This is a genomic window from uncultured Phyllobacterium sp. (assembly GCF_902479695.1).
GTDB lineage: Bacteria > Pseudomonadota > Alphaproteobacteria > Rhizobiales > Rhizobiaceae > Phyllobacterium > Phyllobacterium calauticae.
The window spans coordinates 19,103-33,608 of record NZ_CABSQF010000048.1; the positions used below are offsets into that span (position 1 = coordinate 19,103).

Below are 14,506 nucleotides of genomic sequence, written 5' to 3' on the forward strand. Positions count from 1 at the left end.
GGCATGGACGCTCAAATATCTTTTCTCGACCGCCTGTTTTCGGCTGGTCTCCTGCTCGATACCGGCGTTGACGGTCTTTATGGACGCAGCGGCCGTTTCGAGGACGTCATTGCCGCGTTCGAGCGGCTGATTGACCGCACCGGCGGCAGCGATGGTGCCGAAGTCATCCGCTTCCCGCCCGGAATGAACCGGGCCATCTTCGAAAAAAGCGGCTACATGAAGAGTTTTCCGCAATTGGCCGGAACCATCCACAGTTTCTGCGGATGCGAGCTTGATCATGTCAATCTCATCCAGTGCATGGATGCCGGCAAAGACTGGACGAAGGAACAGCAAGCGACCGACATCGTGCTGACGCCGGCCGCCTGCTATCCGCTCTACCCCGTCGTTGCCCAGCGCGGCGACCTGCCGGCCGATGGCGGGCTGTTCGACCTGCAATCCTATTGCTTCCGGCACGAACCGTCGAAAGACCCGGCGCGCCAGCAGATGTTCCGCATGCGTGAATATGTCCGCATGGGCAAGGCCGATGACGTGACGGAGTTCCGCCAGCTCTGGATCGAGCGCGGCACGGACATCATGCAGCGGGTGGGCCTTCCCGTTCACATCGACGTTGCCAACGATCCGTTCTTTGGCCGCGCCGGGCGCATGCTGGTCAACAATCAGCGCGATCAGAACCTGAAATTCGAACTGCTTATCCCGATCACATCGACCGAAAACCCGACCGCCTGCATGAGCTTCAACTATCATCAGGATCATTTCGGCACGAAATGGGGCATTCAATTCGCCGATGGCACGACCGCCCATACCGCCTGTGTCGGATTTGGCCTGGAGCGGATTGCCCTTGCCCTGTTCCACCACCATGGCCTCAACATCGAAGCCTGGCCGGAACAGGTTCGCCAGGAATTGTGGGGCTGACCGGCGGCATGCAAGCTGTTTTCCCCCATATCGATCCGCAGACCTACCGGCCGCATGCCCTGCATGCGCAGGATCGGATCTGGCCGGAGACCAACTGCTACGTTGATCTGTGGATCGAGGTTCTTGCCGCACAGAACCTGCCGCCGGAAGCAATGCTGGGCTTCACCTTGAACCAGGACTTTGAAGGCGATCAGTTCACGTTTTTCAAGGTGCCGCTGGAGGATCTGGAGACGCTTTATGGCATTCGCGTCGGCGAGCTTGCCATCTTTGACACGGTGGAAAGCCACGTGGCCGCGCAGATGGCACGGAGCCGCCTCACCCTCGTGGAGATGGACAGCTATTTCATGCCGGACACCCATGGGGTGGGCTACCGCAGCGAGCACGGCAAGACGACGGTCGCCATCAACCGCATGGATACGCAAAACCGCAGCCTCGATTATTTCCACAATGGCGGCTTCTTCCGCCTGGACGGCGACGATTTTGACGGCCTGTTCCAGCGTCATCTGACTGATGAGGACATGCCGTTCCTGCCCTATACGGAATTTGCAAAATTCCCGGACCAGCCAGCCGATGCCGCGTCCATACGCGCGAAATCCGCACGTCTGCTGCCCGGCCATTTCGCCCGCCGGCCCGCAGCAAATCCCATTCGCGCGTTCATGGATGTGTTTCCGCTGCAGGCCGAGGCCGTGGCGGAACGGCCCTTTGCGTTCTTCCATAAATACGCCTTCAACACGATGCGCCAGTTGGGCGCCAACTTCGAGCTTGCCGCCAGCCATCTCACATGGCTGCGCCCGGATGGGGCCTTTGCGGCGGCGGCAAAGGATGCGATCCGCATTGCCGAGGTCGCCAAGGCGGCGCAGTTCCAGCTTGCCCGTGCCGTCACGCGCAAAAAATTTGCCCCGCTGGCCGATGCACTCCTTCCCGCCGCCGATGCATGGGACAGCATGATGGATATTCTGGCTTCGGAACTCGGCCATCCCAAAGTGCACGCCGCTGCCGAAAGCCGCGTGGACGCCTGACGCGGATGGAGAGCGTGCCGCTGCCGATCAGCAACAAGGGTGGTCAACTTCTCGGCGATGCGTGGCACCTCATCCTGACGGCATCGGGCGAGGCATCCGGACCGGATCAGTTGCGCCGCGAAGGCGCTTTGCCCAATATTCCGGTACCCGGCACAGTGGCGGAAGCCCTGGAACAGGCCGGCCGGTTTGAACGTGGCGCTCCCTTTCCGCTCAATCAACAGGACGCCTGGTATATCAGGGCGTTCGGCAACGAACCGGCGGGAACGGCCATTCTCCGTTTCGAAGGGCTGGCGACAATCGCTGAAGTCTATTGGAACGGCAGCCGCATTCTGCAGTCCGGCAATATGTTCCTGTCGTCGGACGTCACAGTTGAATTGACCGGCAGGGACGAGCTCGCCATGTGTTTTCGCGCATTGGCGCCTCTTCTCAACCGGAAGGGGCCGCGCGCACGCTGGCGCACGCAACTGATGAACGAACAGGGCCTGCGTCTGCTGCGGACCACGCCTCTGGGCTACATGCCCGGCTGGTGTCCCGAAATTCATCCGGCAGGTCCATGGCGCCCGGTAAGGCTGTTGCGGCCGGGCTCCGAGCCGATAGCGGATATTGACATCCACAGCGAATTGACCGGCGGTGGCGACGGCGTTCTCCGCGTGAGCTTTGCCTGGTCTGGCCCGTTTGAACACCCCGTGGTGGAATGTGCCGGCTGCAGCAGCGAAGCCGTTCTGAACGATGACGGCCGCTGGCATGCGCGTCTTGATTTACCGGGTGTGACCCAGTGGTGGCCCCACACGCACGGTTCGCCGGTCCTGCATGACGTCGTGCTCCGTGCCGGGCATGAAACATATCGGGTGGGGCGCACCGGCTTCAGGAGCCTGGAGATCGACCGGGGTGAGGACAGCCAGGGCTTTGCCTTGATCGTCAACGGCAGGCGCATTTTCTGCCGGGGCGCGGTCTGGAGCTCCGCCGACATTGTCCGCCTGCCGGGCAAGCGCGAGGATTACGCAGTCTGGCTGCGCCTTGCCGCGGAAGCCGGAATGAACATGATCCGTATCAGCGGCATAACGGTCTACGAAAGCAATGATTTCTTCGATCTGTGCGACGAGCTCGGCATCCTGGTCTGGCAGGATTTCATGTTCGCCAATTTCGATTATCCCGTGAAGGATGCGGAGTTTTCAGCGCAGGTCGACGCGGAAGCCCGGCAATTGCTCAAGCGAACACGCGCGGCCCCATCCCTGGCGGTCCTGTGCGGTGGCAGCGAACTCTACCAGCAGGGCTCCATGCTGGGCCTGCCGGAAACCGTTTGGAAAGGGCCGCTGACCGAGGAAATCCTGCCGTCCCTGTCACGCAGTCTGCGTCCCGACGTACCCTACGTCGCCAATTCGCCATGCGATGGTGCACTGCCCTTTATCGCCAATGCCGGCGTCAGCCACTATTACGGCGTCAGTGCCTATTGCCGCCCGCTGGAGGATGCGCGCCGCGCCAATGTCCGCTTCGCCACGGAATGCCTGGCGTTTTCCAACGTTCCGGAAGCCCGCACATTGACAGCGCACCTGAACGTGCCTGCGGTCCACCATCCCCGCTGGAAGGCAAGGGTACCCCGCGACAACGGTGTATCCTGGGACTTCGAGGATGTGCGGGAGGCCTATCTCGCCATGCTGTACGGCTTCGACCCGACGACACTGCGCCGCGAAGACATGCCGTCCTACCTGCACCTGTCCCGGGCGGTAACGGCCGAAGTGATGGAAGCCACCTTTGCCGAATGGCGGCGGCCGGGAAGCAACTGCTGGGGCGGGCTTGTCTGGATGCTGCAGGATCTTTTGCCAGGTGCGGGCTGGGGCGTCATCGACAGCACGGGTGAGCCGAAGGCCGCATGGTACGGCTTGAAACGTGCCTGGCGCGCCGTCAATCTCACCCTCACCGATGAGGGCGTTAATGGTCTTGCGCTTCACATCGTCAATGAACGGCCAAAGAGCTTGGCAGCTTTCGTCGAAGTCACGTGCCTGCGCGCCGGGAGGCAGCCCGTCGTGTCGGGCCGCCGTGATCTGACACTCGAACCGGGCCAGCAATTGACGCTGGCGGCGACGGATCTGTTCGGTGCCTTCTTTGACACAACCTATGCCTATCGCTTTGGCCCGGTTTCCCATGATGTGACCGTCGCCCGCTTGAAAGAACCGCAGTCCGGCAGGGTTCTCGCCGAGGCTTTCCATTTTCCGCAAGGCCGGACGAAAGCCTTCCATGAGGCGGCAGTGGAAACCGCCCTTACCCTGGAGGGGAATGTCTGGTTCCTTGAGCTGACCACGCCCGTGCTCGCCCAGTCAGTCCATGTGGATATCGAGGGATACCGCCCCGATGACAACTGGTTTCATCTGGCGCCTGGCGAGACCAAGCGGCTCGAATTGATCCCGCGGGACGGCACCGCGCTTTCAACCCGCCCAGCCGGCGAAATCCGCATTGCCGGAAGTCCTCGCACCGTCTGGTTTGAGTGATCGTCAGCCCGGAAAACGCACCGCCATCCGTTCGAGCGCGTCAATATAGATATCGCGGGCGTGTTGCGGTGTGAGATTGTGATCCGCATCGGCGATCTTCTTGACCGACACATTGGGATACCCGGCAATCCTGCCTTCCCGCGCATCGAAATAGTAGCCGAAATATTCAAGTCCGGGATCCCGGTAGCTGTAGAGCAGTTCAACGGGACTCTGCCTCTCCTTCAACACGCCGAATGCCTTGTAGACGGCCCGGCCTTCTGTCGTCCGGCCGCGAAGCAGATGCCGCGCCCGTTTGGCAATGCGCCGGCCCATTCCTCCGGCAACGTTTCGGGCAATGCCGACAAAATCCAGTTCGCCGCGGACGAGACGTTTGAATGTCGAGGCGCGCAAGAGCCGGCTGCCATATTCTTCCAGGGTCCGGCTGCCTTCACGCACGGCCTCATCGACCGAACGTCCCGGTTCCCAGTAAAAGGTAATGGGATTGACGAGGACCGCACCGGACAGCCGCGGATCGGCAACGATGTTCTGAAATCCGAGATAAGCGCCGCTGCAACGGCCCGCAGCGATGATTGCCGCAGTGCCAAGACTGTTGAGGAAAGACAACGCTTCGGCAACGTCAGCATTCTGCGCATCATGATAAAGTACCTGATCCGGAATACCCGGCACCGGCGGACTATCGGACGCATTGGCCGTATCAAACCGGAGCGAGGCGACGCCGCGCCGTGCCAGCGCGCGCGCTATGGTGGCAATCGTGCGTCCCCATCCCGCATGCCGGTCATAGGCAGAGGTCAGGAACAGCACCGTCGCCCCGCGCCGTGTACCTTGCGGCTCGCACAGCACGCCATAGAGCCGGTCACCGCAGCCGAAGCGCAGCGGGGTTTCCGCAAAACCATCGCCCTGCAACGTCCCGGCTTTCACGTCCTCAACGACAAGTGCACGGGCTTCGATGGGCGGGAAGCGTCCTGCAACACCGGCAGCCCAATCGACAATGCGGTCGGCAACGGCGAGCGGAAGCTGCGAGACGACAGGATTGGAAACGAGTTTATCATAGTTGGGGTAGGCCTCGGGCACCGCGTCAAGGCCGAGCCGCGTGTGATGCGCCGCGCACTCAGGGTAGTCGGGGCGGGCCAACCGGGGCAAGACCAGACATTGCGCTGCAATCTTGCTGCCAAGTGTCATCAGGTTTGCCCGGCGCAATCCTTCCGCCACTTCGGTGGGCAGTTTCAACGAGGCAATCGACACGCCAGTCTTGTCGCGCTGGGCTTCCGGCAAGCCAAGGTCGGCGTCAACCATGCCGGACCAGATTGATAGTTCACGCGTATAGTGTCGGCCAGAAACAACCGGCGCCATGAACGCAATCGCTTCAAGCCCGTCCATCCGAGCCGCTGCATCGGCGGCGATAACGCAACCCAATCCCTGGCTCAGAACGATGATGCGCTGGCAGCCCGAGAGGTCCTTCAACAGCCCCGCCCCGGCCACAAGCGCGTCACTCCAGACCGCCAGTCCCCTGGAAAAGTCGCCATCATCCAGCGCGTCACCGGTTCCCGGCCAATCGAAACGGAAGGACGGGATGCCCTTCTCAGCCAGTTTCTCCGCAATGATGCGCCAGAATTTGCGGGTGCACAGTTCTTCCAGCCCCCACGGGCTGGCGAAAAGCACCGCCGTACTGCCCGGATGATCCGCATCAGCCCTTTGAAAAAGTCCAATCGTCCGATTGAAAACAACAGGCTGCGCCGCCGCCCGCCCCCCTATCCTTATTGCGTCCGCAAGTTCCCCGGACTGGATATGGATTTCCTTGTTCATGGTCCGCCTCGCCCCCGATGCTGAAGGAACTGCTCTAGCAGAGGAACAGGGGCAATGGCCACCGGCCCTTTCCATCCCGGTTACCAAACGCATAAGAATTCGACCTGCTGCACGGGAGAGCCAACAGCCGTAGTGACAATCGGCCGGAGTCTCCATTAACATCGTGCTGGATTACCTTGGGGTGGCCAATGGTTGAATCAGATCGTTTTCCTGCTTCGCACCGGACGCCGCTGACCCGTATATCGACATCGCGGGAGAAAAGCATGGCCTCTTATAAATATGGAAAGTACCTGCTGAGATACGAGAGCGATCAGTTTGACAAAGAATTCGAGCCCGGATCGATCCCCTACAATTCCGGCATATACCGCTGCAAAAACTGCGGTGAGGAAATAGCTGCAACAGAAGGCGTACCGCTGCCGGCTCAACACCGGCACTCAAATAACCTGCCAATCGTCTGGCAATTGCTCGTCTATGCGGCTCCGAGAGACTGAATATCCGGACATTACAAGAGCCGGCGGCGTTCCCATTACATGGGCGCCCGAGGGCAGCAGAGGCCTTTCACAACAATGGGTGTTCCACAGCCAAGCGGCCCGGATTTGCAAATTGGAAGCCTAAGCGCTTTTCAATTTCGCCGAATGCGGCCATAGTTGCGGCGTTCGAATTGGAGGATTAAATGAAAAAAATTCTGATCACGGCAACAATAATCTTTGCTGCTCTTGGGTCAGCGGCACAGGCTGACGGAACTCTGGACAAGATCAAGTCCTCTGGCACCATCACGCAGGGTGTACGGGAGTCATCCGGATTGGCCTATACGCTCGGCAATGGCGTCTACACCGGCTATCACTACGATGTCTGCCAGAATATCATTGCGGACATCAAGAAGAAGCTTGGGCTTGAAAAGCTGGACATCCGGTATCAGCCCGTCACATCGCAGAACCGTGTGCCTCTGGTCCAGAACGGCACCGTCGATCTCGAATGTGGCTCAACAACGAACAACACCGCACGCGCAAAGGACGTTGCATTTGCCGATACCGTGTATGTCGAGGAAGTGAAAATTGCGGTCCGTGCCAACTCCAACATCAGCAAGCTGGAAGATCTGAACGGCAAGAACGTGGCGACCACGACCGGCACCACCTCCGTGCAGACCCTGCGCAAAAACAAGCGCGGCAAAGACATTACCTTCAACGAGGTCTATGGCAAGGATCACGCTGACAGCTTCCTGCTCCTGCAGAGCGGCCGCGCCGATGCCTTCGTGATGGACGCCTCGATCCTCGCGGCCAATATTGCCCGGGCACAAAAGCCGAGCGATTTCAAGGTTCTGCCGGAAGTCCTGTCCGTTGAACCGATCGCCATCATGATCCGCAAGGACGACCCCGAGTTCAAGAAGGCGGTCGATGAAAGCATTGTGGAACAGATCAAGGCAGGCACCATCGCCAAGCTCTACGACAAGTGGTTCATGCAGCCCATTCCGCCGAACAATGTTTCGCTGAACATGCCGGCCTCGGAAGCAACCAAGGAAGCCTGGGCCAATCCGAACGACAAGCCGACCGAGGACTATAAGCAACCCGGCCAATAGGTTTGAGCTTACCAGGGCCGGGAAACGCGCAGTACCGGCCCTGTTGATGCAACACGTGCGGGTGGGCGAGATATGATGGCGTATTGGCAGAACGTATGGGATCGCTGGCAGTTTCTTTGGGATGACCGGGGTGACGGCGTCACCTACTTTCAATGGATGCTGTCGGCTTGGGGCTACACGGTTGCCGTGGCCGCCACCTCGCTCGTGATCGCTCTGGTGTTCGGCATCGTCATTGGCACGTTGCGCACGCTGTCCGGACACCGGGTCATCTCCGCCTTCGCGGCGGGATGGGTTGAGCTTTTCCGCAATATTCCCATCCTCGTCCAGCTCTTCATCTGGTTCTTCGTGATTTCCGAACTCGTTCCGGGCATGCGGAGCGTGCCGGGCTTCGTTTTGGCCTGCTGTGCGCTCGGCTTCTTCACCTCCGCCCGTATCGCCGAACAGATACGCGCCGGTATCCAGGCTTTGCCGACAGGCCAGCGTAACGCCGCCTATGCTGTCGGCTTCACCCAGTTTCAGACCTACCGCTATGTGATCCTGCCGCAGACCTTCCGCATCATCATCCCGCCGCTGACCAGCGAAGCGATGAATATCGTCAAGAACTCGTCAGTCGCCTTTGCGGTATCGATTCCCGAACTGATCAGCTTCGCCATGCAGACACAGGAAGAGACGTCGCGCGGGGTCGAGGTCTATCTGGCGGCCACGGTCCTCTATGCGGTGACCGCGCTGGTGGTCAACCGGGTCATGGCCTTCATGGAACGGCGGATGCGCATACCCGGCCTGACGGTCCAGACGCAGGGAGCGCACTGATGGCTACGCTCGACTTTTCGTTCTATACATGGGCCAATATCAGCAATTATCTGCTCAGCGGCCTCTATTTCAGCGTCTCGCTCACGATTGCCGCCACCATTGGCGGCATTGCCCTCGGCACCGTCATTGCCCTGATGCGCCTGTCCAACGTCAAGCCGCTGGAATATATCGCCACGTGGTATGTCAATGTGTTTCGCAGCGTGCCGCTGGTGATGGTGATCCTCTGGTTTTTCCTGCTGGTGCCATCCGGCTTTTACGACCTGTTCCCGGGTGGAAGCGGCCAGAAATACCGGGCCGAGATTTGCGCCCTGATAACCTTCATTGTCTTTGAAGCCGCCTTCTTCAGCGAGATCGTGCGCGCCGGCATCCAATCCCTGCCGCGCGGCCAGACGAATGCGGGGCAGGCTCTCGGCATGACCTATGCGCAGAACATGCGCTACATCATCCTGCCCCAGGCGATCCGCAACATGCTGCCGGTCTTCCTGACCCAGACCATCGTGCTGTTCCAGGATACCTCGCTGGTCTATGCCATCGGCGCCTACGACATCCTCAAGGGTTTCGAAATCATGGGCAATACGTTTGGCCGGCGGATCGAAACCTATCTCCTCGCTGCCGTGGTCTATTTCGTCATCTCCTTTTTCTTGTCCATGCTCGTCAAGAAACTGAACCAGAAAATCCGCATCGTGCGCTGAACTGAAGGACGCAATCGCAATGATCGAAATGAAAAGCGTTTCCAAATGGTATGGCACGACTCAGGTCCTCAACGACTGCTCGGTCAAGATCAACAAGGGAGAGGTCGTCGTCGTTTGCGGGCCGTCCGGCTCAGGCAAATCCACACTGATCAAGACCATCAACGCGCTTGAACCAATCCAGAAGGGCGAAATCTGGATCGACGGCGTCGCCGTTCACGACAAGGCCACCGACCTGCCGAAATTGAGAAGCCGCGTCGGGATGGTCTTCCAGCACTTCGAACTGTTTCCGCATCTGTCGGTCACGGACAATCTCATCATTGCCCAGATAAAGGTGCTTGGTCGCCGGCGCGACGAGGCCAAGAAACGCGGCCTGCAAATGCTGGAGCGCGTCGGGCTCATCGATCATCAGCACAAATTCCCCGGCCAGCTTTCCGGCGGCCAGCAGCAGCGCGTGGCCATCGCCCGCGCGCTCTCCATGGATCCGATCATCATGCTTTTCGACGAGCCGACATCGGCGCTTGATCCGGAGATGGTGGGCGAGGTGCTGGACGTCATGGTCGGCCTAGCCTCCGAAGGCATGACCATGATGGTGGTGACGCATGAAATGGGTTTTGCCCGGAAAGTCTCCAACCGCGTCATTTTCATGGATGTTGGCGGCCGCATTCTCGAGGATACAACCAAGGACGAGTTCTTCGGCAAGATCGAGGACCGTCAGCCCCGCACGCGCGAATTTCTCAACAAGATTCTGCAGTATTGAGGTCGCGGCAGGGGCGACAGTCCCCGCTTTGTTCAGGCCGTCACTGGGCGCCGACCGGGCGTGGCGGATAGATGGCCTGCACCTGCGTGGACCTGGGCGTACCGGATATCGCACCTGTCGTCATACCCGACGTGCCGGGGTGGGTTTTTCCGGCAATCAGCATATCTTCGTGCACCCAGCCGATCATGTCGGTAGCGGGAATCACGATATGATGCCATTTGCCGGTTTTGCCATAGGAGCGCATTTCGCGTCCCTTTTCCACGGTACCCGCCGGTTCGGATTTATCCCACGCATTGCGCCGCAAGGTCAGCCTTTCCCGCGCATACACCACCGATGGCGTCATGTTGGGCATGTTGATCCCGCGTGGCAGGTGAATACCCGTCCGCTCCGCAGGACCAACGGCCAAGGCCGGGCGCTGCAATGGTTGCGGCTGCTGTAATGCTGCCCGCTGCAGCGGCGTGGGCACCGCGGGATTCGGCTGTGCGCCGACGGGAATGGAGGGGCGCGGGATCGGAGCATTGAAAGCGGCAGCCGGAATGTTCTCCTGGCGCGGCGCGGCTTTCACTGTCTGTTTCACATCTGCCTCTGGCTTTGCGGCGGCTGATCGACTGGTCTGTGCCGCTGGACGTTCAAACCATCCGGCGAAGGCTTTGAGCGGGCCTTTGTGCTGCGTCGCCGACCATATGCTCAATGCGCCAACGCCGACAATCACGGCAAGAGCCAGGATTATACCCGTCGAGGACCCGCCCGATGCGGAGCGCGGCGATGACCGCTTCGGCGAACGTGACGGTGAACGGGTGCTGCGCTTTCTCTTGGCCATATAAATCCTGCCCTCTTCGGCCCAGTCGCGGTTGGGCCAGATCAACATCGGGTTTGACAACGTTCCTGAGCGTCGAATCGCGATGTCAGCCAGCCTGACAGGGCTTCCTTGGTATTTCGTTACCGGGCAGCAAGGACATGGTACATCAGCAGCTTGAGGGATACGGTTGCTGGCGTCGCGGACGATTTTCATCCCGTTATGCCGAGCCCGATACTATGCCGAACCCGTTCCCTAAAGCCCAAGATTTCCAGTATGACTTCAGCCCTGTGTACTTTGCACACAGATACGTGTACAAAGCACGCATGACCATGGACCGGATCTTTGCGGCAGCCAAAGCCGTGCTCGAACAAGACGGAATCGCGGGACTCACCATCCGCAAGGTGGCGCAGAGCGCGCAGATGTCGACGATGGCGATGTACCGCCACTTCGCCGACAAGAACGCTCTGCTGAACGCTTTGATGGCGGACGGACTTCGGGCCTGGGAAGAGCGCGCGCGCGCCATCGGCACATCCGATCCGATGGAATGGCTGGAGGAGCTCGGCGAAGCTTACTTGGACTTCGCCATCACGGAACCCCACCGGTTCGACGCGGCATTCTTCCTGCCCGCTCCCGAGGCGCGCCGCTTTCCAGACGATTTTGCGGCCGGCCGCTCGCCCGTATTGACCATGGCCATGAAGCGCATCGAAGAGGTGCAGGCAGAGGGACGCATCGGGGACACGCCCGCGCTCGAAATCGCCTTGGCGCTCGCGGCGCTCGGTCAAGGCCTCGTCTCGATGCATCGCGCCAACCGCTTTTCGAGCGAGACGCAGTTCAAAGCGCTCTACCGCACGGCCCTTCACCAATGTCTCGCTTCATTCGAATCTGCTCGGAGAACAAGATGATCGCCGGCCTCGCTGCGCTGCTGAGCGGCGCGATGTTCTACCTGTCACAGGGCTTCGACGACGTATGGATGCTGGCTTGGTTCGCACCGGTACCGCTCCTGTGGCTGGCCTACGGAAAGCAGCCGATGTGGCAGGTGATGGCGGCGAGCGCGGCCGCGATCCTGGCAAGCGGCGGCTACATATTGCAACTGCCTTACATACCGCCGCTCTTCATAATCGTGCCGGTGCTGCTGCTTTACGTTGGCATGTTTTGCGCCGCCGTCTGGTTCGCGCGCTTTGTACACCTCTGGGCGCATCCGTTCGCCACACTCTTCGCGTTTCCAGCATGGTGGACGGCATTCGAACTCCTGAGCCAGCTTCCATCGCCGAACGGCACCTACGGCTCGTTTGCCTACAGCACGATGTCAGCGCCCATCCTGATCCAGAGCGCTTCGCTCTTGGGAATGTACGCCGTCACGTTCCTCATTTGCCTCTTCGCCAACACCGTTGCCTTGGCGCTGCGCGCCAGGCGGGAGGCCATCGCCGCCATCACTCTGGGCGTTGCGATCTGCGCGGCGAACTTGGCGTTCGGGTTCGCGCGTCTGGCCCAGCCACAGCCGTCCACCGTCCGGGTGGCAGGCATCGTCGATGAGTCGATTGTAGCGAACGTCTGGCGCGCGCATGCTTTGCCGGAGGATCTTGCGGTGACGACAGCCTACGCCCAGGAAATCCGTGAAGCGGCTCGCCAGGGCGCCCGTTTCATCGTGACGTCGGAAGGCGGCATGGCTTCGATCCCTGAGGCGCAGTCGGCCATCATCGCGCCGCTTGCGTCCGCGTCCAGGGAAACAGGAGTACGGATCATTGCCGGCTTCCATTCTGACCACCCGCCAGCCGACTTCGCGCTTGCATTCGACCCCACGGGACCGATGCAGCGCTATGACAAGCGGCATCCCGTGCCGGAGCTTGAAGAGCGCTACGTGCCCGGTCACGCCTCCGGGTCTCTGGCCGACGGATTCGCGATGGAGATCTGCAAAGACATGGATTTCCCCAGCACCATTCGCTCCGATGCCGTGAACGGAGCCCGGCTGGCAGGTGTGCCGGCGGGCGACTTCGGCATCGACGGCTGGCAACATGGGCGAATGGCCATCATGCGCGGCGTCGAAGACGGATTTTCCATGATGCGTCCCGCGCACCATGGCCTGGTGATCGCCAGCGATGCGCAAGGCCGTGTCATCGCCATGAAGGAGGATGCGCCGACGGGCCTGACCATGGTGGTCACGGACCTTCCGCTCGGGCCCGGGCCGACGCTTTACACGCGGATCGGCGATCTCTTCGCGTGGCTGTGCCTCGCCTCAACACTTTCGATCGCCATTCTCTCGATGTTGAAACGTCGGCGCGCAGTCGCCGCTGCCCCTGCGCAGTCCTGATGCCGCCGCCGGTTGCGCGAGGTTCGATATCCGAACCGACCCTTAAACTTGCTGGTCCGCGACGATCAGGCAGCGGCCACTGTTAAGAAAGCAATAGTCATGCGTGTCTCCGCCAAGTTGCAGTTGCGGAGACAGACCATTATGCCAAGCTTCAATCCTTGATTACCGGAAATCTCGGGTTTTAGGGAATGGGCTCGGGATAAGTACTATATCTGCGCTTCGATGGCGGCCTTGTCTATCACCGACCATACCAGACTGATTTTTCCGTCGCGAAACTGGTAGAATACATTTTCGCTGAAGGACACTTTCCTCCCATTGATGGGAAGACCAAAGAAATTCCCTTTTGGCGTCACGTTAAACAGGAGGCGGGCAGCAATGTAGGATTGGTCGGAAATCAGCAGATCAATATTGAAATACAGGTCCGGAATTTCCACAAAGTCGTTCTCCAGCAGCCCTCGATACCCTGTCAACCCGATCAGCTTTCCGTTGTAGCGCACGTCCTCCTGAACGAACGTTCCGAGGTTCGGCCAATCCTGTGCATTCAAGCAGGAAATATAGGCGTTGTAGATTTCCGCGAGGTTTGTCTCAGTCATGACAACTGCTCCTTGGCTGCCGGTGAAGTTCAGGACGAGGCGAATACGTGCATCGGTCACCGCATTAAGACTCAACCTATTGCGGCATGCCAACACTTATCCAGATCAGGTTCGACTAGCTATATCCAACGTTCACATCCGTTGGCCTTGAGGGATCAGGCAAATTGATGGGACAATTGAAACCAGAATGCCAGCGCCTCAGATTAACTTCTTGCGGCAGCAACTTTCTCATCATGCCGATGATCATCGGCTTATTCTGTAAAGCAACTGGACAAATCGCGATAATTTCAATCTATTAGACCGAAGATCCAAATTGAATCAGTGTTATTGCAGGGGGATTGAGCAATGAACATGAGAAGCTTTCTCACACTACTTGTTTTTTGTTCCACGATAATATTCTCGGCAGGTTCTGCTCTTGCTGATGTCGCCTATACAACCGGAAATGTTAATCTTCGCACCGGTCCGGCAACACATTACACCCGCGTTGGTACTCTGGCTGCGGGAATACGCGTGAATGTTCTGGCTTGCCAGTCAAACTGGTGCCGGATCGGACGGCAGGGCATCCGGGGATGGGTGTCAGCCAACTATCTCGATCGCGTGGCCGTTCACAGGCCCGCCATTGTGGTTCGGCCGACGATTGTTGTGCGGCCCCCCTATTATCACGGCCACCGCCCGCCGCCGCGGCCCCACCGCCCTCGCCCGAATTGCAAGATCGCGCCAGGATTCTCTTGCCGGTGAAATCTCGCCATTG

15 protein-coding genes are annotated in these 14,506 nt (G+C 59.7%); 12 read left to right on the forward strand and 3 right to left on the reverse strand.

The window, feature by feature from the left end; genetic code table 11:
- The first annotated feature begins 3 nt into the window (after nucleotides 1-3).
- The 3 genes from RDL77_RS21060 to RDL77_RS21070 are packed head-to-tail and all read left to right on the forward strand — an operon-like array spanning nucleotide 4 to nucleotide 4,417.
- The gene (locus RDL77_RS21060) at nucleotides 4-912 is read left to right on the forward strand and encodes an amino acid--[acyl-carrier-protein] ligase (protein ID WP_288194594.1); all 909 of its coding nucleotides are present in this window, start codon (nucleotides 4-6) and stop codon (nucleotides 910-912) included.
- A gap of 8 nt (nucleotides 913-920) precedes the next feature.
- Nucleotides 921-1,931 carry a DUF1839 family protein gene (locus RDL77_RS21065; RefSeq protein ID WP_288194595.1) on the forward strand — a complete coding sequence of 337 codons (1,011 nt, stop codon included), beginning with the start codon at nucleotides 921-923 and terminating at the stop codon, nucleotides 1,929-1,931.
- A gap of 14 nt (nucleotides 1,932-1,945) precedes the next feature.
- Nucleotides 1,946-4,417 (forward strand): glycoside hydrolase family 2 protein, encoded by a 2,472-nt coding sequence (locus RDL77_RS21070; protein ID WP_288194596.1) that lies wholly within the window; start codon nucleotides 1,946-1,948, stop codon nucleotides 4,415-4,417.
- Nucleotides 4,418-4,420: 3 nt separating this feature from the next.
- Here the strand turns inward: RDL77_RS21070 and RDL77_RS21075 are convergent, their stop codons facing one another.
- A complete protein-coding gene (locus RDL77_RS21075; RefSeq protein ID WP_288194597.1) occupies nucleotides 4,421-6,220 on the reverse strand; it encodes an alpha/beta hydrolase in 1,800 nt (599 codons plus the stop codon).
- A gap of 188 nt (nucleotides 6,221-6,408) precedes the next feature.
- On the opposite strand from RDL77_RS21075, the gene RDL77_RS21080 reads away from it, so the two are divergent.
- The 5 genes from RDL77_RS21080 (at nucleotide 6,409) to RDL77_RS21100 (ending at nucleotide 10,055) form a co-directional block, all read left to right on the forward strand.
- Nucleotides 6,409-6,711 (forward strand): hypothetical protein, encoded by a 303-nt coding sequence (locus RDL77_RS21080; RefSeq protein WP_223615272.1) that lies wholly within the window; start codon nucleotides 6,409-6,411, stop codon nucleotides 6,709-6,711.
- Between the two features lie 182 nt (nucleotides 6,712-6,893).
- Nucleotides 6,894-7,796, forward strand: coding sequence for an amino acid ABC transporter substrate-binding protein (locus RDL77_RS21085; protein WP_223615273.1), 903 nt, complete (start codon nucleotides 6,894-6,896; stop codon nucleotides 7,794-7,796).
- Nucleotides 7,797-7,868: 72 nt separating this feature from the next.
- A complete protein-coding gene (locus RDL77_RS21090; RefSeq protein ID WP_223615274.1) occupies nucleotides 7,869-8,606 on the forward strand; it encodes an amino acid ABC transporter permease in 738 nt (245 codons plus the stop codon).
- The gene (locus RDL77_RS21095; protein WP_288194598.1) at nucleotides 8,606-9,298 is read left to right on the forward strand and encodes an amino acid ABC transporter permease; all 693 of its coding nucleotides are present in this window, start codon (nucleotides 8,606-8,608) and stop codon (nucleotides 9,296-9,298) included. The genes RDL77_RS21090 and RDL77_RS21095 overlap by 1 nt, the downstream gene beginning before the upstream one ends.
- 19 nt (nucleotides 9,299-9,317) lie before the next feature.
- A complete protein-coding gene (locus tag RDL77_RS21100; RefSeq protein ID WP_223615276.1) occupies nucleotides 9,318-10,055 on the forward strand; it encodes an amino acid ABC transporter ATP-binding protein in 738 nt (245 codons plus the stop codon).
- Nucleotides 10,056-10,095: 40 nt separating this feature from the next.
- Here RDL77_RS21100 and RDL77_RS21105 read toward each other — a convergent pair whose 3' ends face one another.
- On the reverse strand, nucleotides 10,096-10,632 hold the full coding sequence (locus RDL77_RS21105; protein ID WP_288194599.1) for a hypothetical protein: 537 nt from the start codon (nucleotides 10,630-10,632) through the stop codon (nucleotides 10,096-10,098).
- Nucleotides 10,633-10,705: 73 nt separating this feature from the next.
- Between RDL77_RS21105 and RDL77_RS21110 the strand changes: the two genes are divergently transcribed.
- The 3 genes from RDL77_RS21110 to RDL77_RS21120 all read left to right on the forward strand — a co-directional run bounded on the left by RDL77_RS21110 (nucleotide 10,706) and on the right by RDL77_RS21120 (nucleotide 13,162).
- Nucleotides 10,706-10,879 (forward strand): hypothetical protein, encoded by a 174-nt coding sequence (locus tag RDL77_RS21110; RefSeq protein ID WP_288194600.1) that lies wholly within the window; start codon nucleotides 10,706-10,708, stop codon nucleotides 10,877-10,879.
- Nucleotides 10,880-11,012: 133 nt separating this feature from the next.
- Nucleotides 11,013-11,756: a TetR/AcrR family transcriptional regulator gene (locus tag RDL77_RS21115; protein WP_288194601.1), complete on the forward strand. Its 744-nt coding sequence runs from the start codon at nucleotides 11,013-11,015 to the stop codon at nucleotides 11,754-11,756.
- Nucleotides 11,753-13,162: a nitrilase-related carbon-nitrogen hydrolase gene (locus RDL77_RS21120; RefSeq protein WP_288194602.1), complete on the forward strand. Its 1,410-nt coding sequence runs from the start codon at nucleotides 11,753-11,755 to the stop codon at nucleotides 13,160-13,162. The genes RDL77_RS21115 and RDL77_RS21120 overlap by 4 nt, the downstream gene beginning before the upstream one ends.
- 206 nt (nucleotides 13,163-13,368) lie before the next feature.
- Here RDL77_RS21120 and RDL77_RS21125 read toward each other — a convergent pair whose 3' ends face one another.
- On the reverse strand, nucleotides 13,369-13,755 hold the full coding sequence (locus RDL77_RS21125; protein ID WP_288194603.1) for an ester cyclase: 387 nt from the start codon (nucleotides 13,753-13,755) through the stop codon (nucleotides 13,369-13,371).
- Nucleotides 13,756-14,106: 351 nt separating this feature from the next.
- On the opposite strand from RDL77_RS21125, the gene RDL77_RS21130 reads away from it, so the two are divergent.
- Complete coding sequence (locus RDL77_RS21130; protein ID WP_223615373.1) at nucleotides 14,107-14,493, forward strand: SH3 domain-containing protein; 387 nt, start codon at nucleotides 14,107-14,109, stop codon at nucleotides 14,491-14,493.
- Nucleotides 14,494-14,506: the final 13 nt, after the last annotated feature.